Here is a 21081-nt window from a genome sequence, read left to right on the forward strand (position 1 = left end):
GATCCCTCAGGGCGCCTTTTCCAGGGTGACCTCGGGAGCCACGGCCAGCTTCATCAGGTTCAGGTAGTCCTTCAGGGACGGGTACGCGGCCGGGTGGTTGTAGACGCCCAGGGTGCTCACCTTCATGTGCGCGGTCAGCTCCCCGTTGCCGGGGTCCTGGCGTACGTCGAGGATCACCGTGCCCCACTGGGTGGAGCGGGTGGAGACCACCGGCTTGGGAAGGACGTAGCCCGCGGGCACCTTCACGGTGCTCGTGGCCTCCTGGACGCCCGTGCAAGGCAGCAGGATGGGTTCCTCGCGTTCCGCGGGCATTGCGGCGGGAACATACAGCGGCGCGTCCATGCCGGGGAAGGGATTGATCTTCAGGGTGGCGCCGGGGACCAGCGCCAGGGTGCCCGAGGCGTTGAAGGCCAGCGGCTGCGAGGGGTCCGTGGCATTGGCCACCTCCACCTTGGAGCCCGTGAGGCCGCCCTTGCCCAGGGTCTCCCGGAACCAGGCCTCCCGGTCCGCGGGGGACTTCGCGGCCAGGACGCTTCGGGCCGCCAGGGCCGGCGCGCCCAGGAAGCTGGCCTGCAGGGTGGCCTTGCCCGGGCCGCTGGAGGCGTCCACCTCGAAGGTGAAGATGCGGGTGTTCCCGGCGGCGGGCTCCACCCGGATGTCCTGGACCCCGGCCTTCCAGGTGGCGCTGTCGATGGTCACGGCCTTGGTCGACTGATAGGCCGTGGGCATCTGGCCGACGGGCAGGAGCCGGTCGGTGGGGTCCAGCCACAGGGTGGGCTGGCCCGGTTCGTCCACGCCCAGCAGGTTGTGCGTGAACTGGAAGGGCGAGCGCACCTCGGGATTCACCATCCAGAGCCTGCGGTCGGCGACGAGCCCGATCTTCGCCGGGATCCCCTCGTCGGCGAGGAGGTTGAACAGGAGCCTCACGGCGCCCTTGTTGTCCACGAACCCGGACCGGGCCATGTAATTGAGGGAGGATACCTTGGCGGCGTCCACGCTGTAGGCGCGGGCGTCGGTCCATGCGGTGGAGCTCAGGTTTCCCGTGCCGGTCTGGGTGCTGAAATCGCCTCCCGTCTCCATGAAATGAGCCGAGCCCTCCTTCACGGCGCCCTCGTCCACGGCCCAGCGGGCCAGGGGATCCAGCTTCTCGCCGAACACCAGGTGGTCGATGTTCACGGTCTTCGCCGCCAGGCGTTCCGCGATGGTCCGGGCCTTGTCCCGGGGCCCGCCGGTCAGGTCCTTCCGGATGGCGGCGGAGAAGGTGCGGTAGGCCTCGCCCTTGGACACGAACTTCGTGTACCAGTCCTTGTAGAAGAGGTCGACCACCTTCTGCCAGTAGTCCATGGCCGGGACCTTGGAGAGGAGGTTGCCCACCGAAGCGATGGGCTTGAAGACCACCACCTTGGGAACGGGCCGCACCAGGTCGTTGGCGAAGGGGGCGCGGGGGTGGCCGGGGATGTCGCGGATCGTGAAGGTGGTGCCCATGGAGGTGGATCCTTCCACCACGTTGAAGCCGGCCGTGGAGGAGAAGATGAGGGGCCAGTACATCTCCTTGGCCCGCTGCACCACCACCGACTGTGTGGGGAACGCCGAACCCAGCGTCCAGACCTTGAAAGGGCCGAACCGCTCGGGAAGGTGCCCCTTTCCGGTGATGGGCATGCGCCGGAACTGCGCCGCGCCCACGTCGGTGAGCTCGCGCCAGCGCAGCTCCACGACGCAGTCGGAGGTGAGCCCGGGCGGGAGCAGGCCCGTTTCGACCATCGCGCCGTCATCGGGCGAGGCCGCCTTGCGGGCGGTGAAGGTCTCCCGCTTGCCGATGGGCACGACCCGGCCATCCGGGAAGGTCACCTGGCCCTCCAGGGAGACGAGGGTCTCGGGCAGGTCCGCGAGTTCGGCGGCGGCGAGCCCCGCCTCGCCCAGGATGCGCACGCGCAGCGTCTGCTCGAACCAGTCCGGCTGGAAGTCCAGCTTGCGTTCCAGGATCACGGCGCCCTTGGCCACGAGGGCGGGGTTCTTGCTCATTGCCCACACCTCCTTGGGAATGGAAGGCCACTTCGCGCCCTGGAGAGGCGAAACGAGGGCGGGAATAAACAGCAGGAGGGCCGTCTTGCGCATGGATTTTCCCCTTGGATCGGTTGGATCAAGGTTCTCATGGTTGGGGCCGCCTGCAAAACCCCCCGGGCGAAGTAAGCTGGAGGCATGGAAAAATATTCCCTTCTCCGTCTGAAGCCCGGCAAGGAAGCCCTCCTCTCCAAGCTGCATCCCTGGGTGTATTCAGGCGCCCTGGCCGAGCCGCCCGCCTCGCCCCTGGTGCGCCTGGCCGACGCCTCGGGCAACGTGCTGGCCGTGGGCACCGCCTCCGCCACGAACCCTTTGGCCGTGCGGATCTTCCGCTTCGACGACGGCCCCCTGGACGCGGCCTTCTTCCGGGAGCGCCTGGGGCGGGCCCTGGAGGGCCGGCGGATGCTGGGGCTGGACGGCCCGGAATCCGGGTGCCGTTGGGTGTTCGGGGAGGGCGACCTGCTGCCCGGGCTCGTGGTGGACCGCTATGCCCACGCCCTGGTCATCCAGGTGGGCACCGCCGGCCTGGAGGCCCTGCGCGACATCTGGTGGCCCGTGCTGGTGGAGCTTGCCAAGGCCGAAGGCATCACGGTGTTCGTGGAGCGCAGCCAGGGCGGACGCAAGGAGGAGGGCCTGGCCCCCGTGAACCGCCTCCTCAAGGGTTCCCTGGCGGGTCCGGTCACGGTCCGGGAGGGCGATGCGCGCTTGGCGGTGGACCTGCTCCGGGGCCAGAAGACCGGCTTCTTCCTGGACCAGCGGGAGCATCGCCTCTTCCTCGGGAGGATCTCCCGGGGCGCGTCGGTGCTCAACGCCTTCGGCTATACCGGCGGCTTCTCCATCCACGCGGGGCTGGGCGGAGCTTCCCGCGTGGCAACCCTGGACATCTCGGGCCAGGCCCTGGACCAGGCCGCGCGGGACTGGGAAGCCAACGGCCTGGACCCCGACCTGCACGAGCGGATGGAAGGGGACGCCTTCGAGCTCATGCGCACCCTGGAGCCCGCGAGCTTCGACCGGGTGGTGGTGGATCCCCCCGCCTTTGCCAAGCAGCGCAAGGACGTGGAAAAGGCCTTCAAGGCCTACAAGGACGTCTTCCGCCTCGGGGCCCGCGCCACGGCGCCGGGGGGCGTGCTGGGGCTCTTCTCCTGCTCCCAGCACCTGGAGCGGGGCCGGTTCCAGGAGGCGGCGTGGACCGCGCTGCTGGAGGCGGGCCGGGAGGCCCAGGTTCTGGCCCACCTGGGACAGCCCATGGACCATCCCTACGCCCTGAATCATCCCGAGGGGTTCTACCTGAAGGGGCTCTGGCTGCGGGTCTTCTAGGAGGCTGTCCACGTATTCCTCGCGGGGCCGAGGAATACGTGGACAGCCTCCTATGCCTCCGGAGGCAGGCGCGCGTCCAGGAGGTGGGAGGGCTTCACGTTCTTCATGGCCTTGAGCATGGAGAACTTCAGGTCCGGGATGCTTCCCTTGAGGGTCGCCACGAGCTCCTTCACCTGGGCCCGCCTGGATTCCAGCACCGACGCGCCGCACAGAGGGCAGCCGCAGGGCACGAAGGGGTAGCCCTTGAGCCACGCGAAGCGGCGCAGGTCCTCCTCCTCGCAGGTGCCCAGGGGGCGGATGACGGTGTTGCCGCCGTCGTCGCTCACCAGCTTCAGGGGCATGGTGGACAGGCGCCCCTCGAAGAACTGGTTGATGAGCAGGGTCTCGATGAGGTCGTCCAGGTGGTGTCCCAGGGCGAGCTTGTTGAATCCGTTCGCCTTGGCGTGGGAGTAGAGCACGCCCCGGCGCAGACGGGAGCAGATGGCGCAGGGGGTGATGTCGGGCTTGCGCCGCACCAGGGTGTCGATGGGCGCGCCCAGGATCACGTGGGGGATGCCCTTGGCCTCGCACACCTCGGCGATGCGGTCGGGGTTGTAGCCGGGAAAGCCCGGGTCGATGGTGGCGCCGTGCACCTCGAAGCGGATGGGGGCGCGCCTGCGCAGGGACTCCAGCACGTCCAGCAGGGCCCAGGAGTCCTTGCCGCCACTGAGGCCCACGAGGATGCGATCACCCTCCTGGATGAGGCCGAATTCGTGGACGGCCATGCCCACGCGCCGACGGATCCGCTCCTCCAGCTTGGGGAGGGTCTTGAGGTCCGCTTCGGTGGGGGGCAGGGCGATGCTGGGGAGGGCGCAGGGATTGCTCAACGCGGATCAGCCCAGGGCGGCGCACCGGGGCCGGGCCCCGCTGTCCAGCTGTTCCTGGACGCCCTTGGTGTAGGCGGGGCAGGTGCAGTCGGGACAGGTGTTGCTGTGGCTCTCCACGCACAGGTCGGCGAGGGAGATGGTGTCCATGAAATTGGTGATCTGGCTGGAGAGCTGCTTCCACAGCAGCTCGTTCATCTTCACGTCGGCGCGCAGGGCGGATTTCGCGGTGACGGGATCCTCCTTGGCGGAAGCGTAGAAGCTCGTGTCCGTGAGGCGCAGCACGTCGCCCACGGTCACCATGTTGCAGGGGCGGGTGATGATGTAGCCGCCCTTGGGGCCGCGCACGCTGGCGACGATTCCCGCCTTCTTCAGGCGGTTGAAGATCTGTTCCAGGAAGGGCAGGCTGAGCTCCTGCCTCTGGGCGATGAGATGGAGGGGCACCGGCTGACCGTGGCTGTGGTGGGCCAGGTCGAACAGCGCTTGCATGGAGTACCTGCCGCGGGCTGAGATCTTCAAAGGGACCATCCTGTCCAGACCCGCTTAATATACTGTTCCTGATTGATTTGGTCAAGTTCATCCGCAACTGGCCGAATGTCACGAAGAAGGAAATTCCTCGGGAGGTGTAAACCCTTGGGGCCCTGGACGCACTCATGGTTCAGGACACCTTTGAAAAGGGGGCGAATATGCCCAGAGGCGATTCACGACACATGGGAATCCTGCAGCGTTCGCTGGGCATCTCCTTCCCGCCCGTAGGCGTGAACGCATCCGAGGATCCGTCCCCGGCCATCCGCCGCGCCGTGCAGGAGTTCGCCCAGGCCTGGTACTGGGGCGACGCCGATGACATGCTGCGCACCCTGCACCCCGACTACGTGAACCGCCTTGTGACGCTGGGCACCCAGTCCCGTCCCCTGGGGGTGCAGGGCAGCCTGGGCGCCCAGACCCCACCCGACCGGCGCACGGTGGAGGTGCGCATCCTGGAGGTGCGCAAGGCCTCGGCCAGCGCGGTGGCCGAACTGTGCGGGTGGGTGATCCACCTGCACCTCGCCCGCTCCGCCGGTTCCTGGAAGATCGTGAACGCGATGTGGGAGTCCCGGACCGCCTGACCTACTGGAGGGTGGGCGAGAACAGCTTCAGGTCCTTGCGGCCCGTCTCCACCTTGATGGGTGCGGGCCGCGGGGCGCCGGCGGGGACGTTGACCTTGAGCTCGTACCGGGTGGCCCAGAGATTCAGGGCCTGGGAGAGGCGGGCGGGAAGCTCGTTCTCCATGCGGAACGTGTTGCCGCCCGTGGCGGTGGCGGCCTCCCCGAAGGGGCCGGTGTAGGATTCGCCGACGCCGCCCACGCTGTGGAGCGTCAGGCCGAGGCCCGCGAACGTGTTCTTCACGGCGGAGCGCGCCAGGGTGACGTCCCGGATCATCATCTCGGCCTGGAGGCGGCGGTTCATGACATCGCGTCCGCCCATGATCTCATTGCGTCCGGCGGCCATCATCCCGCCGGCGCTCATTTGGGCCACCTTCTGGGCCCACACGGGGCTGGCCAGGTCGTCGATCTCGTTGCGGCTGTAGACCACCACCTGGGATCCGGGGGCGGCCTTGGCCAGGGTCCGGGCCATCGTCTCGAGCTCCTCCATGGCGGAGGTCACGACCTTGGTCATGCTGCCCATCTCCTCGGGGCCGTATTCGCCGATCAGGCTCTTGCGGCGGGAGGTGTTGTCCTGGGCCTCCCGGGCCATGGCCTTGCCCAGGCCGCCGGCGAGGAACGCGTTGACGGGCTCCATGCCCTCCTGGGGCTCGCCGGCCGGCGTGGGCGGGAGGGTGAAGACGGGGTTCGGGTTCCCCTCCAGCTTGGCGGACCACTTCCCGGCGGCCTGGGTCAGCGCCGCGCTCCACAGGGAGGGACGCGTGGTGAAGCCGGGCGTGAGGCACTCGAGGCCCTTGGCGGTGCGCATGACCACCAGGACGGAATCGGAGGGGGGCAGGGTCGCCAGGAAGGTGGCGACGGACCGGAGCGCCACCTGGCGGAAGTCCGGGTCGCGCACGGGCATCAGCACGAAGGTCCATTTCTGGCCTTCCTTGCCCAGTTCCGCAGGGGTGCGCATGCCGATGACCTCCGCGCCCTTGCCCGCGACCTGGACCTTCCAGTCGGTGGGCTTCAGGCCTTCAACGATGCCCCGGACATCCAGGGGCAGCACCTTGAGGGTGAGGGGCTCCGCGCCGGCGAGGCCGAGGCAGAGCATGGACGAGGCGAGGCAAAGGCAAAGCGTTGGGAGTCGCATCCGGTTTTCCTCTGGTGGGTTCGCCCAAGAGGATAACAAGGGGCTCCGAACCCCGGCAAGGGAAGAATGTCGGCCGCCTGTCGTTTTTTTACCGTTCTCCGCCCGTGGCCACAGGCAGGGGGTTCCTGCACCACTCGCTCCAGGACCCCACGTAGAGGGCCGCGCCGCCCAGTCCGGCGACTTCCATGGCGAGCAGGGTGTGGCAGGCGGTGACGCCGCTGCCGCAGTGGACCACCAGGCGGCCCCGGGGGGTCTCCCCCAGCAGGTCCGCGTACATGCGCCGGAGCTCCTGCGCGGGCTTCATGCGACCCCGGGCGTCGAGATTCTCCTGCCAGGGCAGGTTCACCGCGCCGGGGATGTGGCCGGCGACGGGGTCGAAGGGCTCGGTCTCGCCCCGGTACCGCGGGGCCGCGCGCACGTCCAGCACCTTCCACGCGGGGTCGGCGCGGAGCCGGTCCACCATGGCCAGGTCCGCCATGGGCAGCAGCCACCGGTCCTCGGGGTAGGGCCGGGCCGGGCCCGGCGCGGCGCCGGGGGCGGGGAGGCCTTCGGCGAGGGCGGCCTGGATCCCCCCGTCCAGCACGGAGACCCGCTCGTGGCCGAAGGCGCGGAGCATCCACCAGAGCCGGGCCGCGCCGGAGCCGCCGCAGGCGTCGTCGTAGGCCACCACGTAGGTGTCGGGGGTGACGCCCCATTGGCCCAGCTGGCGCGCCCAGTCCCCGGGGTCGGGGAGGGGATGCCGGCCGCCGCGGGCGGGATCGAACCCCGGCGTGCCCCGGGCGGAAAGGAATGCGTCCAGGTCCGCGTGGAGGGCGCCGGGCAGGTGCTCCCGGGCGAAGGCTTCGGCCCCGGGCCGGGCGTCCAGCAGCAGGTAGGGGGGAACGAGATCGGCGGGGGCCAGGACCGGAGCTGCGGGCATGGGAATCTCCTGGAAGTTTTAAATTTCACCTTTGCTGAAATAGGGTTCCCGCGGGGCGGGCACCTGGGGGAATATAATAACCGCCGCCCTTCTTTCCGCCCCATTCCCGCGAGACGATCCATGACCGCACCTGCGATGCGCAAGCTTGTGACGCCGCCCGCCATGCTGGGGCTGTTCTTCGTGCTTTTCGCGGCCGCGGCCGTGAGCCTGGTCCTTTCGCCGGGCCCCCACTCCCCGGTCCTGGCCCTGTCCCTCACGGGCATGGCCATCGTCGGGGTCCTGGGCATCCGGGGCACGGCCATCCGCGCCCGGGAGGCGGAGCTGGCCCTGACCGAAGGGGAGCGCTACATCGAGAAGATCGCCGAGCTCAGCCAGGACATCCACGCCATCATGGACGCAGAAACCGGCGCCTTCCTCTACCTGAACCCCGCGGTGGAGGACCTGCTGGGCTACCCCGCCGAGGCCTTCCTGAAGGGCGGCCGGGATTTCCTGTACACCCTGGTCCACCCGGACGACCTGCCCGTGCTGCGCCAGCACCGGGAGGCCCCCGCGCCGCCTCCCCCCGAGGGCGGGGAGGAGCCCATCCAGGAGGAGGTCTACCGGATCCGCAACCACCACGGGGCCTGGCGCTGGTTCAAGGGCCGCAGGACAGTCTTCGTGCGCTACGGCGACGGCCGCCCCGCCGAGACCCTGGAGGTGATCCAGGACGTCACCCAGCAGCGGTCCTTCGAGGCCGCCCTGGTGCAGGCCCACAAGGTGGAGAGCCTGGGCGCGCTGGTGCGGGGCACGGTCCACGACCTCAACAACACCCTCATGGGCATCCAGGGCTACGCGGAGATCGCCCTGGACGGCCACCCGGACCCGGCCCTCATGCGCAAGGGGCTCGAAAGTGTCCAGGCCAACATCGACCGCGCCACGGCCCTGTGCCGGCAGATCCTGGCCTACACCGGCCAGGGCCGCATCCAGATCTCCCCGCACCAGCTCAACGACGCGGTGCGCGAGAGCCTCTCCACCATCGAGACGCTCGTGCCCGACGGCGCCCACCTGGTGCTGGAGCTGCAGAACGACCTTCCCCTGGCCAGCGTGGACCTGACCCAGGCCCGCCACGCCCTGCTCAACCTGGTCTTCAACGCCAGCGAGTCCCTGGGCATCCGGGGCGGCGAGATCACGATCCGCACCTTCATGCGCAGCTTCGCCGGCAACGAGCCCGGGGGCCAGGGCCTGCGCGGCGACTTCGTCTGCCTGGAGGTGGCCGACACCGGTCCGGGCACCCCGCCCGAGGTCCTGGCCAAGGTCTTCGACCCCCTCTTCAGCACCCTGCATCCCGGGCACGGCCTGGGCCTGTCCACGGTGGAGGACATCCTCAAGGAGCACCAGGGCGCCGTGCACGCCAAGGGCGAGCCCGGTCTGGGCGACGCCACCGTGCTCTACTTCCACCTGGCCGAGAAGAACCCCGAGATCGACGCGGGCGACGAGGGCACGCCCCTGGCCGGGGCCTCCGGCGTCCTGCTCCTGGTGGACGACGAGCCCACCATCCGCGCTATCCTCCGGCAGGGCTTCGAGAACGCCGGCTTCAAGGTCATCGAGGCCGTGGACGGGGTGGACGGCTTCGCCTCCTTCGTGCGCCACCGCTCCTCCATCGACGCCGTGCTCCTGGACCTCACCATGCCGCGCATGGGCGGCGACGAGGTGTTCGAGGAGATCCACAAGGTGGCCCCGGAGGTCCCGGTGGTGCTCATGAGCGGCTACAGCCAGGAGGAGGCCACCAACGCCCTGGCGGGCCGCGGCCTCGCGGGTTTCCTGTCCAAGCCCTGCAGCATCAAGGAGGCCCTGGGCGCGGTGAGCCGGGCCCTGGCGGCGGCCCGGTCCGGGTCCTGATTTGGACACCTCCGGCCCCACACGCAGGCTGACCCGGCTCTGCTCCCGCCACTGGCTGCTGCACCGATTTCTGGACCCCCTCTACCGCCACGCCGAACGTCGCGGCTACGATCCCCTGGTGCGGGAGAACGCGGAGCGGCTCCTGGAGCGGGCCCACGTGGAGCGCCTCACGGGCGGGGCAGAGGCCGCCGAGGCCGCCGTGGCGGCCCTGGACCGCTTCGCCGTCCTGGCCGCCAAGGGCGACGCGGACGCCGCCTTCCGGGTGGCCGAGGCGCACCGCATCGGTTTCGGCCGGCCCCGGAACCACTGGAAGGCCATCGAGCACTACCAGGTGGCCCTGGACCTGGGCCATCCGGAAGCGGAACTGCGGCTCCGGCAGGTGCAGGACGGGGAGGCGGTGGACGACGCGTCCTTCGAGGCCTCCGGCCGGGCCGCGCTCCTGAAGGCCACCTACGCCCCGGACCAGGGCCACCGCCGGGCCAGGGACCTGGCCGAAACCGCCCGGGAGCTGCGCCGGGAAGGCGTGGGGCACCGCGGCGCGATGATCCTGCTGGGCCTCGCCCTGGCCGTCTTCGGCTACCTCGCCCTGGACATCTACTTCTTCGGCATGGGCGCCTGGCGGCCGGATCCCGGCCGCGTGGTGTGGGGCGTCTTCGGCAAGATCCACCCGCCCCGGGGCACCGGCGTGGGCCCCGTGCTGCCCGGTTGGCTCCGCCCGGACGCGGGGAGCGTGACCTTCGCCGTGGAGGACGTCATCCACGGGCGGGGCGGATCCTTCCGGCTGGCGGACTTCAGGGGCAAGGTCGTGTACCTCCACGTGGTGGACGGCCACCACCCCACGGTGCACGAGGCCGTGTCCTACCTGCGGGAACTGGACGGGCGCCGCAGTTCCGATTTCGAGTCCTTCATCCTCTACGTCCCCTTCATGGAGAAGGTGAAGGACGTCCACTTCGGCATCCAGTGGGCCCTGGAGATCGCCCCCGCCGTGGCCACCAGCGCCAAGGCGGTGCGGCCCCTGGGCGCCGTGACGGTCTTCCCCGCCAATTTCGTCATCGACCGGAAGGGCCGGATCCGCCAGCGCTGGACGGGCTTCAGCGAGGCCATCACGGAAGAGGCCATCAAGGGGGCCCTGGCCGAAAAATGAAAGGCAAGGTAGCGTCTTCCCATGACCTTCACCTTCGACCCTGATTCCGCGGACTGCACGGGCGCCCTGGCGCGGCTGGCCTCGATCGGGTTCACGGAAGCCGCCGTGGCGGCGAGGCTCGGCCTGGAGGACCTGAACGACATCCAGGGGAAGGCGGCGCCCATCTACCGCCAGACGTGCCTGGCCGGGCGGGATCCCCTGGCCTCGGCCATCGACCTCTTCGTGCTCCAGGGCGCCCTGGACGCGCGGGAACTGGGCCGGCTCCTGGACCCCGAGGCCCAGGGCGCCCTGGTGCGCGCGGGGCTGCTGGAACGCGCCGGCGCCCTGGTGCGGGCCCGGGCCTCGGTGTACCCCGTGGGGTCCCGCCTCGTGATTTCGGACCACGCCTGGCCCGAACCGGGCGCCGTCCCCCGGGACCAGGTCATGTACGTGGGCACCGACAGCCGGTGGCTGGCGCGCGCCACCGTGAGGCGGCCCGTGGCGGCCGCCCTGGACCTGTGCTGCGGCTCGGGGATCCACGCCCTCTTGGCGGCTTCCCACGCGGGGACGGCCACCGCCGTGGACATCAACGCCCGGGCCGTGGCCTGCACCGCCTTCAACGCCCGGGCCTGGGGCCTGGCCAACCTGGAGGCCCTCCGGGGCGACCTGTACGCCCCGGTGGGGGACCGGCGCTTCGGCCTGATCACCGCCAACCCGCCCTTCGTGCCCGCCCCGGCCCAGGAGGTGGACTACCGGGACGGCGGACCCTCCGGCGAGGACGTCCAGCGGCGCATCGTGGAAGGCCTGCCCCGGCACCTGGCCCCGGGAGGCCTGGCCCAGATCGTCACGGAACTGGGGGAGCGGGACGGGGAGCCCCTGGAGGACCGGCTGCGGCTCTGGCTGGGCGGCGCGCCCATGGACGTCCACATCCTCCGCCTGCGCATCCACCCCGCCCAGGCCTACGCCATCGGCCATGCCGGGGGCGGGGACGACGCCGCCTTCCTGGCCTCCGTGGGCCGCTGGCACGCGAACCTGCGGGCCCAGGGTTTCGACCGGGTGGTCTCGGTGCTGCTGGCCTTCCGGTGGAGCGAGGACCCGTGGACGCGGGTGGACGAGGCCGTGGCCCCCGCCCGGGACGCGGGCCCCGAGGTGGAGGCCCTGTTCGCCGCCGAGGACCTGGGCCGGGACCCGGCCCTGCGGGACCGCCTGCGGCGGGGCGGCGTCGCCCTGACCGGCCCCGTCGCCCTCCTGGAAGCCCGGGCCCTGGGCAGCCGCGTCCCCCCCACCATCCAGGCCCGCCTCGCCGCCCAGGCCATGCCCGTGGAGCACCTGCTCACGCCCCTGGAGCGGGATCTGCTGCAGCGCATGGACCCCGGCGCCCCCGGGGCGGACCTGCTGGCCGCGGCGGCCGCCGCCGGCATCCCCGAAACGGCCGTGCTGGACGCCCTGGCGGCCCTGGTGCGCAAGGGCCTGGCCCGCCCCGCATGACCACCTGGCACCTCTACCTCCTGCAGTGCGGCAACGCCATCTACACCGGCATCACCACCGACGTGGAGGCCCGCATGGCGGCCCACGCCACGGGCAAGGGCGCCAAGTACACCCGGGGTCGGGCGGGCCAGAAGCTCCTCTTCCAGGCGCCCATCGGCACCCGCAGCCAGGCCACCCGCATGGAGCTGGCCGTCAAGCGCCTCTCCCACCGGCGGAAGCTGGACCTGGCCGAAGGCCGGGAGCCATTGCCTAAACTGGGGCCCAAACTGGGGCCCCGGCTGGAGTGACCTCAGTCCGCCGTCGCCAGGAGGTTCCCCACGGCGCGCAGCAGGTGTTCGGCCTCGGCCTCCGGGGGCAGCACGGGGTGGTCCCCCGGCACCTGATCCCCCACCCCCAGGAAGGGGATGCCCGCCCGCTCCGCGGCATGACGGTCGTGGGGCCGGTCGCCCACGTAGAGGTGGGGGCCCTTGCAGCCGGCCATGGCCATGCGGATGAGCCCGGCGCGGTCCAGCCTGGGGAGGCTGCCCAGCCGGGGGATGCGCGGGTCCACGCCCAGGAGGCGGGCCTTGAAGTCCAGCACCTTCGGGACGTTTCCCGAGACCAGCCACACGGAACGGCCCGCGTCCACCAGGCGGGCCATGCCGTCGATGAGGCCCCGGAAGGCCGTGGGGGCGGGGCCCTGGGGATGGAAGGCCCCCTCGAAGCGCGCCAGGCACGCGGCCTCGTAGGCGGCGTAATGGGCCTCGGACATGGGGGCGCCGAAGCGCATGGCGTGGAGCTCGCCCATGATCTCCCAGTCCGTGGACCCGGTGCAGCGGCGCAGCTGCTCCACCGTGGGCTGGGCGCCCCAGAGGTCGCCCAGGGCCTCCCTGAGCAGCACGTAGCCGCCGCCGAACTGTCCCAGGGTGCCGTCGAGGTCGAAGCAGAGTGGCATGCCCCCATTCTGGGGCAAAAAGCCGTGACCGGGCGGGGATCTGGAGGCTACCCTGGTTCATGCGGTATTTTTCAGTCCTACTGGCGTCGTCCCTCGTGGCCCTTTCCCTCGAGGCGGCCGGAGCCGGGGGTACCGTCCTGGACTACAAGGTCGTCGTGCGCATGCGGGACGGGGGCGCGCCCGCGGAGAGCCGCCTGCAGGTGGTGACCACCGCGCCCGTGGCCACCCGCAACAGGACCAAGCGCCCGCGGTTCGTGGGCTGGAGGATCCGGGCCTTCCCCGGCAAGGGCGGGCTGCCCCCCGCCTCGGTGCTCGCCCGGGTGGAGAGCCTCCTGTACCTGGAGGGCCCCGAATCCGGGGTGGTGCCCCGGGAAGGAGGGATGCGCCTGGGGAAACGCTTCTGCCGGCTGTGGCAGGCCCTTACGCCCTCCGCCGTGGGGGCGTTCGTTTACCTGGCCGAGATCTCCCCGAACCTCCTGGCCCTCTCCTACCTGAGCGCCAGCCTCCCGGAGGGGGACCTGGCCTCCATCGAGATCCACCTCGAAGGGGTGAGCCTGGGGCCCGCCCCGGCCCCGGCCGAGGACGGGACGGTGCTCCTGCGCACCCTGCGAAGGTGGGGCGCCCTGGTGGACGACGATCAGCAAGTGATGGTTACAGAACAGATACAGTGACCCTGACGGGGTCGGTTATCCTGATGGACCGGGGGGATCATGGCTTTCAAGGACGAGTGCGGCGTATTCGGGATCTGGCCTGAGCCGGAAGCTTCCCGGCAGGCCTACCTGGGGCTGTACGCCCTGCAGCACCGGGGCCAGGAGGCCGCCGGAATCTGCTCGCGCGACCAGGGCCGCCTGCACCTGCACAAGGGCCAGGGCTACGTGGCCGACGTCTTCAGCGAGGCGACCCTGGACCGCCTGCCCGGGGACGGCGCCATCGGCCACACCCGGTACTCCACCACCGGCGGCAACGTCGCCTCGGCGGCCCACCCCTTCCTGGTGGAGGGCCGGTTCGGGCAGATCGCCCTGTGCCACAACGGCAACCTGACCAACACCGAGGAACTGCGGAGCCGCCTCATCCAGGAGGGCCAGGTCTTTTCCAGCCCCTCCGATTCGGAGGTGATCCTGGCCCTCATCAACCGCGCCCGGGCCGCCACCGTCGTGGACGCGGTGGTGGAGGCGCTCCGCCAGGTGGAGGGGGCCTTCTCGGTGCTGATCATCACCAAGGACACCTTCATGGCCGCCCGGGACCCCCGGGGCTTCCGGCCCCTCTCCATCGGGCGCCTGGGGGCGGCCACCGCCTTCTCCAGCGAGACCTGCGCCTTCGACCTGCTGGGGGCGGAGTACGTGCGGGAGGTGGAGGCCGGCGAGCTGGTGGTGCTGACCCGGGAAGGGCTCACCTCGACGTTCCCCAAGCCGCGCATCCAGGCCCGGCCCTGCGTGTTCGAGCACGTGTACTTCGCCCGGCCCGATTCCTTCGTCTACGGCCTTTCGGTCATGGCCACCCGCCGGGAGATGGGGCGCCTTCTGGCCCGGCGCCACGGCGTCGCGGCCGACCTGGTGGTGCCCGTGCCCGACTCCGGCGTCTCGGCGGCCCTGGGCTACTCCGAGGAATCCGGGATCCCGTTCGACTTCGGCCTCATCCGCAACCACTACGTGGGCCGCACCTTCATCGAGCCCAGGCAGAGCATCCGGTCCTTCGGGGTGAAGGTCAAGCTAAACCCCGTGCGCGAGCTCCTGCGGGGCAAGCGCGTGGTGCTGGTGGACGACAGCGTGGTGCGGGGCACCACAAGCCGCAAGATCGTCTCCATGGTCCGGGCCGCCGGGGCCGCCGAGGTGCACATGCGCATCTCGAGCCCGCCCACCACCCACCCCTGCTTCTACGGCATCGACACCCCGGACCGGGAGCATCTCCTCGCGGCCACCCGGGACCTGGAGGCGATCCGGACCTTCATCGGCGCCGACACCATCGGCTACCTGACCCTGGAGGACCTCCAGTCCACCGTCCAGGACCCCGACGGCGGGCACTTCTGCTACGCGTGCTTCACGGGCGACTACCCCGTGCTCCCCGCGGGCGCCCGCGGATGACGGGTCTAGCCGGGCCGGGCGGGCCCCTTCCGGCGCAGTTCGAGGACGGCCTGCGCCTGCTGGCCGCGGCCCTGGCCCTCAAGGGCGACAGCCGCAGCGTGCCCGCGGCCACCACCGCGGCGTGCTCGGCCATGGGGTGCTTCCTGAAGATCCTCGAGGCCGCCGCCCTGCGCCACCTTCCCGACCCCGGGGGCAACGTCGACCGGCTCCGGGCCCAGTGCGGCGCGCTGCTGAACCTGGCCCAGGACCCCGGCCAGGCCCTGGACCACACCCTGGAGGCCGCGCGGCTGGCCCGGGACGAGGCCGCCCGGGTCATCGCGCTCCTGGCGGTGGACCATGACTAGGTTGGCGGTGCTCGGCCCCACGGCCTCGGGCAAGTCGGCCCTGGCCATCGAGGTCGCCCGGCGCATGGGCGGCGAGGTGGTCAACGGCGACCCCTTCCAGGCCTACCGGGACCTGCCCGTGGGCACGGGCCAGCCCACCCCGGCCGAGCAGGGGGGGATCCCCCACCACGGCTACGGCCTCCTGCCCCTGGAGACCGCCCTGAACCCAGCCTCCTTCGGGGAGCTGGCCCGGGGCTGGATCGCCGCCTGCGCCAACCCGGTCCTGGTGACCGGGTCCGGGCTCTACCTGCGGGGCATCTGGGACCAGCTCACCCAGCTTCCCGACGTCCCCGCCGAGATCACGGCCCGCCTGCGCCGGTGGGTTGACCTGCTGGGGTCGCCGGCCCTCCACCGCTACCTGAGCGCGGTGGACCCCGTCCGCGCGGCCCAGCTCCACCCCAACGACCGCTCCCGGGTGCAGCGGGCCCTGGGCCTCCACCTGGCCACCGGGGGCCGCGCCTCCCGCTTCCTGGACGGCGTGGAACGGGGCGTGCCCGAAGGCTGGCGGGCCATCCTGGTGATGCCCTCCCGGGAGCACCAGCGGGACCGGGTGGCCGCCCGGGTGCGCCAGATGATCCGCGCCGGCTGGCAGAAGGAGGTGGCCGTCCTCCAGGGCACCCCCGCCGAAGCCGACCTGCGCCGCCTGCGGCCCCTGGGGTACGAGACCTGGATGGACGAACCCCGGGGCGCCGGCGCCCGCATCATCCTGGACACCCGCGCCTACGCCAAGCGCCAGGGGACATACTTCCGCAACCAGTGGCCGGAGATCCCGACGTGGGATCCGGACGCCGAACCGGTGGAGGCGGCCTTCGCCAAGCTGGGGATCTGACACCGGACCGGGCGGTCATGAATGTGACCTTTTTTGTCGCCTTTCCTGGCGCCGGGGAAATCCAGGGCTATAGTTCCTTCCGTACTGTGCCCTTCAGCCCCCCTGGGAGCCCCCATGACCTGGTTCAAGTCCCTCCGGCTTGCCACGCAGCTGGTCACGGCGTTCGTGGCCGTGGCCCTCATCACCGTCGTCGTGGGTCTGTTCGGCGTCCGCGGCTCCCGCGAGATCCACCGGATGATGGAGGATTCGTACAAGAACTGCACCCTGGCCATCATCAACACCAACAACGCCACCCTGGCCCTTTCCAACTGCCAGCGGGCCCTGGGCAACATCCTGCTGGCGCCGGACAACGACTACCGCACCACCCAGATCGACCACATGGGCAAGTACCGGGGGAACGTCGCCGAATGGGTCGCCCGGGAGAAGCAGAACCGCCTGGGCGAAGCCGAATCGGCCCAATGGAGGCTCTTCGACCAGCTCTGGGAACCCTACGTGGCTTCCACGCGCAGGGTGGTGGCCCTGGCGGAGGCCGGCAAGCGCGCGGAGGCCGAGAAGTGGCTGATCGGCGAAGTGAGGCCCAAGTACGGCGCGGCGGAAAAGATCCTGAACGAGGTGGTGGAGATCAACCGGAAGAACGCCGCGGACGCCAACACGGCCGGCGAGGCGGTGTTCGAGCGGGTCGTGTGGCAGACCGGGACCCTCATCGCCGCCTGCTTCGTGCTTTCCATCCTGCTGGGGGTCCTGGTCACGCGGATCATCAAGGGCCAGGTGGGCGGCGAGCCCACCGTGGCCGCCTCCATCGCCCAGCGCGTGGCCCAGGGGGACATCAGCATGGAGGTTCCCGTGGCCGAAGGGGACGCCACCAGCATGATGGCCGCCATGAAGACCATGGTCGCCACCCTCTCCCGGGTGCTGGCCGAAACCCAGAAGGTCGTGGAGGCCTCGGGGCGCGGGGACTTCCACCAGCGCATCGCCGTCGAGGGCAGCCAGGGCTACATCCTGGCCCTGGGCACGTCCCTCAACACCCTCTCCGAAACCTGCCAGAAAGGCCTGAGCGACGTGCGGCGGGTGCTGGAGGCCGCGGCCCGGGGCGACCTGTCGGAGCGCATCACCGTGACCTACGAGGGGGAGTTCCTGCGGCTCAAGGACGCCTCCAATTCCACGGTGGAAAAGCTCTCCGAGACCATCGGCGGCGTGCTGGAAGCCTGCGTCAGCCTCGTCCAGGCCTCGGACCAGCTCACCTCCACGGCGCAGGCCCTCAGCCAGGGCGCCTCGGAACAGGCCGCCAGCGTGGAGGAGACCAGCGCATCCATGGAGGAGATGAGCGCGTCCATCGCCCAGAACAACGAGAACGCCAAGGTGACCGGCGACCTGGCCATCCGCACGGCCCGGGACACCGTGGAAGGCGGTGCGGCCGTCAAGGAGACGGTGGACGCCATGAAGCAGATCGCAAAGAAGATCGCCATCATCGACGACATCGCCTACCAGACGAACCTGCTCGCCCTGAACGCCGCCATCGAGGCCGGCCGCGCCGGTGAGCACGGCAAGGGCTTCGCGGTCGTGGCCGCCGAGGTGCGCAAGCTGGCGGAGCGCAGCCAGGTGGCGGCCGAGGAGATCAGCGCCCTGGCCACCGGCAGCGTTGAGCTGGCCGGCAAGGCCGGGGCCCTTCTGGAGACCATCGTGCCCTCCATCCAGAAGACCGCGGACCTGGTCCAGGAGATCGCCGCCGCGTCCACGGAGCAGACGTCCGGCGTGGGCCAGATCAACGCCGCCATCGGCCAGATCAGCCAGGCTGTAGCCCAGAACGCCGCCGCCTCCGAGGAATTGGCCTCCACCTCGGAGGAGGTGAACGCCCAGGCCCAGGAGCTCCAGACGGCCATGGAATTCTTCAGCCTGGGCACGGAGAACCGGATCTCCCGGCAGGCCCGCCCGGTCCGGCCCGCGCCCCGCAAGGCCCCCGCCTCACCCCGTGCGGCCCCCGCAGGGGTGCCGCCGGAGCAGAACTTCACCCGCTTCTGATCAGGCCTTCACCCGGGCCCGTTCCCTCAGTTCCACGATGCGGGCCCTCACTTCGGCCATGAGTTCCTCCTTCGACCCGAAGTCCCTGGGGTGCACGGGCTGGCCCACGGCGATGACGTAGGTCCACGGCCGCACCAGGAGGCTTCCGGGGGGGAGCATCTGGTAGGCGCCGCCGATGCCCAGGGGGAGGATGGGGGTGTCGGCCTCCACCGCCAGGGCGAAGCCGCCCTTCTTGAAGGGGAGCAGGTTCCCGGTGCGGGTGCGGGTGCCCTCGGGGAAGAGGACGACGCTCTTGCCGCCGTGGATCTGGCGCGCGGCCTGGGCGATGCTGGCCACGGCCTTCTCGCGGTTGCTGCGGTCGATGAAGATGGTGCCGGCCATCATGGCCGCCCAGCCCACCGGGACCATCCACTTCAGCTCCTTCTTGGCCAGGTACACCGCCGGGATGGGAAGGGTGCCCATGAGCACGGGCGGGTCCAGGAGGCTCTCGTGGTTGGCCATGAAGATCACCGGCTGACGGCGCTCCCGGATGTCCTCGGGCAGGTTCTCCCAGCCGATGAGCTCGTTGTGCATGCCGAAGAACCGGAAGATGGACCGGCTCCACAGGGGCCCGAAGGTCCAGAAGGACCGCTTGGGCCCCAGGAAGGGCGCCCCGAGGATGATGGTGACGGCCGTGAGCGGAAGGCTCACCAGCCCCCAGGCGGTCACCGTCGCCCTCCATGCCCAGGTGCTTTTCCAACCTCCCAAGACCGGCTCCTTGAATGATCAGGCCGGCAGGGCCCTGGGGAAGAGGACGTGGTTCTCGAGGAAGAGGTGGAGGTGGAGGTCGTCCTCCAGGTTCCGCAGGCCCAGGTAGATGGCCCGCAGGTGCGCCGGAGTGTCCGGGGTGATCTCGTAGTCTGAGGTGATCAGGCGGATGTTGTGGAGGAGCTCCTCCGCGGCCTGGTGCTCCGCCGAGATGGTGCGGGCCTGCTCCGAGGGGGTGCTGAGGGAGATGGGCGTGACGCCCCCGTGCTCCGCGGCGCAGATGGCCGGGAAGAGGTTGCGCTCCTCCATCTGGAAGTGGGCCACCAGGTCCCGGGAGAGGCTGGCGAAGTGGACCTTCAGGCGGATCAGCATGGCCTGGGCGGGGCCGGGGGTGGCCAGGCCGGCGTCCATGATCTTCTGGATGCGCGCGAGCTCCTCGCGGGTGAAGGCGTGGTGGTGGTGCACGATGTGGTGCACCAGCTCCGGGAGGGTGGCCGCCATCCAGTCCCGGTGCTCCGTGGGCTTGAGGGCGGCCAGGTCGGCGGCGACCTTGAGCGGGTCGAGGCCCTGGAGCCCGCAGGCTTCGGCGAGGGTGAGGGTGCGCTGACCGTGCACATCGATGCCGATGCGGCAGAAATGGCGGATCGCGGACTGGCTGGTGGCGGCCAGCTGTTCGATGGTGCTGGATGGGTCGATGGGCATGCGGGGTCCTGGATTGACGCGAGCTACTACCTTATCACGGCACCGGGTCATCGCCGCCCCGGCCGAAGGGGTTGCACCGGAGGATCCGCCAGGCCGTGAGGGCGCCGCCGCGCAGCGTCCCGTACTTGCGCACGCAGCCCAGGCCGTAGTGGCTGCAGGTGGGGGTGAACTTGCACTGGGAGGGCAGGGCGGGGCCCAGGGTGGCCTGGTAGGCCCGGATGGCCCCCCGGGCCACCCAGGCCGTGGGCTGGAAGGGCACGGGGAGGAAGGCTTCCAGGACCAGGTAGATCCCGCAGGCCAGCAGGGGATGGGCGAACAGCGCGTCGATCACCCGCCGGCCTCCCGTCACGCGCCCTTCTCGGCCTTGAACCGGCGTGCCTCCTCCAGGAAGGCCGGCACCAGGTCGGCCTCCTTGACCTTGCGGATGAGGATGCCCTTGCGGTAGATGAGCCCTTCGCCCGCGCCGCCGGCCACGCCCAGGTCCGCGTCCCGGGCCTCGCCGGGGCCGTTGACCACGCAGCCCATGACGGCGTAGGTCACGTCCTCGTGGTTGATCTCCCGCAGGCCCTCCTCGATCTCGTGGGCGACGCGGTTCAGGTCGATCTGCACGCGGCCGCAGGAGGGGCAGCTGACCATGTGGAAGCCGCCCGTGCGCAGGTCCAGCGCCCGGAGCATCTCGTGGCCGATCTTGCACTCCTCGACGCCGTCGCCGGTGAGGGAGACCCGGATGGTGTCCCCCAGCCCCTCGGCCAGCAGGATGCCCATGCCCACGCTGCTGCGGATGGTGGCGCCCCAGGGCGTGCCCGCCTCGGTGATGCCCAGGTGGAAGGGATAGTCCACCTGCTTGGCCAGGAGGCGGTAGGCCTGCACCGTGCGCACCACGTCCGAGGCCTTGAGGCTGATCTTGGTGTTGAAGAACTGCTCCTTCTCCAGCATCTCCAGGTGGCGGAGGGCGCTCTCCACCATGGCCGCGGGGGTGGCGGTGCCGCCGAACTTCTCCACCAGGTCCTTCTCCAGGCTGCCGGCGTTGACGCCGATGCGGATGGGGATGCCCTTCTCGCCGGCCTTTTCCACCACGGCCCGCACCCGGTCCTGGCCGCCGATGTTGCCCGGGTTGATGCGAAGGCACGCCGCGCCCCCGTCGGCGGCCACCAGGGCCAGACGGTAGTCGAAGTGGATGTCGGCCACCACGGGGATGGGGCTGCGGGCGGTGATCTCGTGGAAGACCTCCCCGGCCTTCTTGGTGGGCACGCTGACCCGCACGATCTCGCAGCCGGCGGCGGCGTATTCGTAGATCTGCTTGACGGTGGCCTCCACGTCCCGGGTGTCGGTCTTGGTCATGCTCTGCACGGTGATGGGGGCGTCCCCTCCCACGGGCACGCCGCCCACCAGGATCTGGCGGGTCTTGCGCCGGGGTGCGAGGGGCTGGTAATCAAGTTCGGACATTTGGGGACCTCGGC

At 70.7% G+C, this 21081-nt stretch carries 21 protein-coding genes; 11 read left to right on the forward strand and 10 right to left on the reverse strand.

Features of this window, described 5'->3' with window-relative positions; translation table 11 throughout:
* Nucleotides 1-6: 6 nt before the first annotated feature.
* Nucleotides 7-2115 (reverse strand): hypothetical protein, encoded by a 2109-nt coding sequence (locus tag ACZ5LB_RS01010; RefSeq protein WP_464604300.1) that lies wholly within the window; start codon nt 2113-2115, stop codon nt 7-9.
* 84 nt (nt 2116-2199) lie between these two features.
* On the opposite strand from ACZ5LB_RS01010, the gene ACZ5LB_RS01015 reads away from it, so the two are divergent.
* On the forward strand, nt 2200-3378 hold the full coding sequence (locus ACZ5LB_RS01015) for a class I SAM-dependent rRNA methyltransferase (RefSeq protein WP_464604301.1): 1179 nt from the start codon (nt 2200-2202) through the stop codon (nt 3376-3378).
* Between the two features lie 50 nt (nt 3379-3428).
* On the opposite strand, the gene ttcA is transcribed toward ACZ5LB_RS01015, so the two are convergent.
* Both ttcA and ACZ5LB_RS01025 read right to left on the reverse strand, forming a co-directional pair.
* Entirely contained in the window at nt 3429-4244 is an 816-nt protein-coding gene (gene ttcA / locus ACZ5LB_RS01020; RefSeq protein ID WP_464604302.1) for a tRNA 2-thiocytidine(32) synthetase TtcA, read from the reverse strand.
* 6 nt (nt 4245-4250) lie between these two features.
* Nucleotides 4251-4730: an Rrf2 family transcriptional regulator gene (locus ACZ5LB_RS01025; RefSeq protein WP_464604303.1), complete on the reverse strand. Its 480-nt coding sequence runs from the start codon at nt 4728-4730 to the stop codon at nt 4251-4253.
* 221 nt (nt 4731-4951) lie between these two features.
* On the opposite strand from ACZ5LB_RS01025, the gene ACZ5LB_RS01030 reads away from it, so the two are divergent.
* Nucleotides 4952-5347 carry a nuclear transport factor 2 family protein gene (locus tag ACZ5LB_RS01030; RefSeq protein ID WP_464604304.1) on the forward strand — a complete coding sequence of 132 codons (396 nt, stop codon included), beginning with the start codon at nt 4952-4954 and terminating at the stop codon, nt 5345-5347.
* A 1-nt stretch (nt 5348) separates the two neighbouring features.
* Here ACZ5LB_RS01030 and ACZ5LB_RS01035 read toward each other — a convergent pair whose 3' ends face one another.
* Both ACZ5LB_RS01035 and ACZ5LB_RS01040 read right to left on the reverse strand, forming a co-directional pair.
* On the reverse strand, nt 5349-6518 hold the full coding sequence (locus ACZ5LB_RS01035; RefSeq protein WP_464604305.1) for a hypothetical protein: 1170 nt from the start codon (nt 6516-6518) through the stop codon (nt 5349-5351).
* Nucleotides 6519-6606: 88 nt separating this feature from the next.
* Nucleotides 6607-7437, reverse strand: a complete 831-nt coding sequence (locus ACZ5LB_RS01040) for a sulfurtransferase (RefSeq protein ID WP_464604306.1) — start codon at nt 7435-7437, stop codon at nt 6607-6609.
* Between the two features lie 120 nt (nt 7438-7557).
* Here ACZ5LB_RS01040 and ACZ5LB_RS01045 point away from each other — a divergent pair, with 120 nt between their 5' ends.
* The 4 genes from ACZ5LB_RS01045 to ACZ5LB_RS01060 are packed head-to-tail and all read left to right on the forward strand — an operon-like array spanning nt 7558 to nt 12213.
* A complete protein-coding gene (locus ACZ5LB_RS01045) occupies nt 7558-9315 on the forward strand; it encodes a two-component system sensor histidine kinase NtrB (RefSeq protein WP_464604307.1) in 1758 nt (585 codons plus the stop codon).
* 1 nt (nt 9316) lies between these two features.
* Nucleotides 9317-10459 carry a hypothetical protein gene (locus ACZ5LB_RS01050; RefSeq protein ID WP_464604308.1) on the forward strand — a complete coding sequence of 381 codons (1143 nt, stop codon included), beginning with the start codon at nt 9317-9319 and terminating at the stop codon, nt 10457-10459.
* A gap of 21 nt (nt 10460-10480) precedes the next feature.
* Entirely contained in the window at nt 10481-11926 is a 1446-nt protein-coding gene (locus ACZ5LB_RS01055; RefSeq protein WP_464604309.1) for a methyltransferase, read from the forward strand.
* The gene (locus tag ACZ5LB_RS01060) at nt 11923-12213 is read left to right on the forward strand and encodes a GIY-YIG nuclease family protein (protein WP_464604310.1); all 291 of its coding nucleotides are present in this window, start codon (nt 11923-11925) and stop codon (nt 12211-12213) included. Before ACZ5LB_RS01055 ends, ACZ5LB_RS01060 begins: the two co-directional genes overlap by 4 nt.
* A 2-nt stretch (nt 12214-12215) precedes the next feature.
* Here the strand turns inward: ACZ5LB_RS01060 and ACZ5LB_RS01065 are convergent, their stop codons facing one another.
* The gene (locus ACZ5LB_RS01065; RefSeq protein WP_464604311.1) at nt 12216-12860 is read right to left on the reverse strand and encodes an HAD family hydrolase; all 645 of its coding nucleotides are present in this window, start codon (nt 12858-12860) and stop codon (nt 12216-12218) included.
* Between the two features lie 95 nt (nt 12861-12955).
* On the opposite strand from ACZ5LB_RS01065, the gene ACZ5LB_RS01070 reads away from it, so the two are divergent.
* The 5 genes from ACZ5LB_RS01070 to ACZ5LB_RS01090 all read left to right on the forward strand — a co-directional run bounded on the left by ACZ5LB_RS01070 (nt 12956) and on the right by ACZ5LB_RS01090 (nt 18172).
* A complete protein-coding gene (locus ACZ5LB_RS01070) occupies nt 12956-13531 on the forward strand; it encodes a hypothetical protein (protein WP_464604312.1) in 576 nt (191 codons plus the stop codon).
* Nucleotides 13532-13570: 39 nt separating this feature from the next.
* On the forward strand, nt 13571-14941 hold the full coding sequence (gene purF, locus ACZ5LB_RS01075; protein ID WP_464604313.1) for an amidophosphoribosyltransferase: 1371 nt from the start codon (nt 13571-13573) through the stop codon (nt 14939-14941).
* The gene (locus ACZ5LB_RS01080) at nt 14938-15285 is read left to right on the forward strand and encodes a hypothetical protein (RefSeq protein WP_464604314.1); all 348 of its coding nucleotides are present in this window, start codon (nt 14938-14940) and stop codon (nt 15283-15285) included. The genes purF and ACZ5LB_RS01080 overlap by 4 nt, the downstream gene beginning before the upstream one ends.
* The gene (miaA, locus tag ACZ5LB_RS01085; protein ID WP_464604315.1) at nt 15278-16153 is read left to right on the forward strand and encodes a tRNA (adenosine(37)-N6)-dimethylallyltransferase MiaA; all 876 of its coding nucleotides are present in this window, start codon (nt 15278-15280) and stop codon (nt 16151-16153) included. The genes ACZ5LB_RS01080 and miaA overlap by 8 nt, the downstream gene beginning before the upstream one ends.
* A 114-nt stretch (nt 16154-16267) precedes the next feature.
* Entirely contained in the window at nt 16268-18172 is a 1905-nt protein-coding gene (locus tag ACZ5LB_RS01090) for a HAMP domain-containing methyl-accepting chemotaxis protein (RefSeq protein ID WP_464604316.1), read from the forward strand.
* Here the strand turns inward: ACZ5LB_RS01090 and ACZ5LB_RS01095 are convergent, their stop codons facing one another.
* Genes ACZ5LB_RS01095 through ispG form a run of 4 tightly spaced genes read right to left on the reverse strand, consistent with a single transcriptional unit; the run spans nt 18173 to nt 21067 of the window.
* Nucleotides 18173-18880 (reverse strand): lysophospholipid acyltransferase family protein, encoded by a 708-nt coding sequence (locus tag ACZ5LB_RS01095; RefSeq protein ID WP_464604317.1) that lies wholly within the window; start codon nt 18878-18880, stop codon nt 18173-18175.
* Nucleotides 18881-18937: 57 nt separating this feature from the next.
* Nucleotides 18938-19621: a hemerythrin domain-containing protein gene (locus tag ACZ5LB_RS01100; RefSeq protein ID WP_464604318.1), complete on the reverse strand. Its 684-nt coding sequence runs from the start codon at nt 19619-19621 to the stop codon at nt 18938-18940.
* Nucleotides 19622-19655: 34 nt separating this feature from the next.
* Nucleotides 19656-19970 (reverse strand): membrane protein insertion efficiency factor YidD, encoded by a 315-nt coding sequence (gene yidD, locus ACZ5LB_RS01105; protein WP_464604319.1) that lies wholly within the window; start codon nt 19968-19970, stop codon nt 19656-19658.
* A complete protein-coding gene (gene ispG / locus ACZ5LB_RS01110) occupies nt 19967-21067 on the reverse strand; it encodes a flavodoxin-dependent (E)-4-hydroxy-3-methylbut-2-enyl-diphosphate synthase (protein ID WP_464604320.1) in 1101 nt (366 codons plus the stop codon). Before ispG ends, yidD begins: the two co-directional genes overlap by 4 nt.
* Between the last annotated feature and the right edge of the window lie 14 nt (nt 21068-21081).

The organism is Mesoterricola sp. MK458 (genome assembly GCF_055384935.1).

Coding starts and splice junctions, on each gene's coding strand:
- ACZ5LB_RS01065 (WP_464604311.1), bottom strand. CDS start 12,860: ATGCCACTCTGCTTCGACCTCGACGGCACCCTGGGACAGTTCGGCGGC.
- ACZ5LB_RS01090 (WP_464604316.1), top strand. CDS start 16,268: ATGACCTGGTTCAAGTCCCTCCGGCTTGCCACGCAGCTGGTCACGGCG.
- purF (WP_464604313.1), top strand. CDS start 13,571: ATGGCTTTCAAGGACGAGTGCGGCGTATTCGGGATCTGGCCTGAGCCG.
- ACZ5LB_RS01025 (WP_464604303.1), bottom strand. CDS start 4,730: ATGCAAGCGCTGTTCGACCTGGCCCACCACAGCCACGGTCAGCCGGTG.
- ACZ5LB_RS01100 (WP_464604318.1), bottom strand. CDS start 19,621: ATGCCCATCGACCCATCCAGCACCATCGAACAGCTGGCCGCCACCAGC.
- ACZ5LB_RS01045 (WP_464604307.1), top strand. CDS start 7,558: ATGACCGCACCTGCGATGCGCAAGCTTGTGACGCCGCCCGCCATGCTG.
- ACZ5LB_RS01030 (WP_464604304.1), top strand. CDS start 4,952: ATGGGAATCCTGCAGCGTTCGCTGGGCATCTCCTTCCCGCCCGTAGGC.
- ACZ5LB_RS01055 (WP_464604309.1), top strand. CDS start 10,481: ATGACCTTCACCTTCGACCCTGATTCCGCGGACTGCACGGGCGCCCTG.
- ACZ5LB_RS01015 (WP_464604301.1), top strand. CDS start 2,200: ATGGAAAAATATTCCCTTCTCCGTCTGAAGCCCGGCAAGGAAGCCCTC.
- ispG (WP_464604320.1), bottom strand. CDS start 21,067: ATGTCCGAACTTGATTACCAGCCCCTCGCACCCCGGCGCAAGACCCGC.
- ACZ5LB_RS01010 (WP_464604300.1), bottom strand. CDS start 2,115: ATGCGCAAGACGGCCCTCCTGCTGTTTATTCCCGCCCTCGTTTCGCCT.
- ACZ5LB_RS01040 (WP_464604306.1), bottom strand. CDS start 7,437: ATGCCCGCAGCTCCGGTCCTGGCCCCCGCCGATCTCGTTCCCCCCTAC.
- ACZ5LB_RS01035 (WP_464604305.1), bottom strand. CDS start 6,518: ATGCGACTCCCAACGCTTTGCCTTTGCCTCGCCTCGTCCATGCTCTGC.
- miaA (WP_464604315.1), top strand. CDS start 15,278: ATGACTAGGTTGGCGGTGCTCGGCCCCACGGCCTCGGGCAAGTCGGCC.
- ACZ5LB_RS01080 (WP_464604314.1), top strand. CDS start 14,938: ATGACGGGTCTAGCCGGGCCGGGCGGGCCCCTTCCGGCGCAGTTCGAG.
- ACZ5LB_RS01060 (WP_464604310.1), top strand. CDS start 11,923: ATGACCACCTGGCACCTCTACCTCCTGCAGTGCGGCAACGCCATCTAC.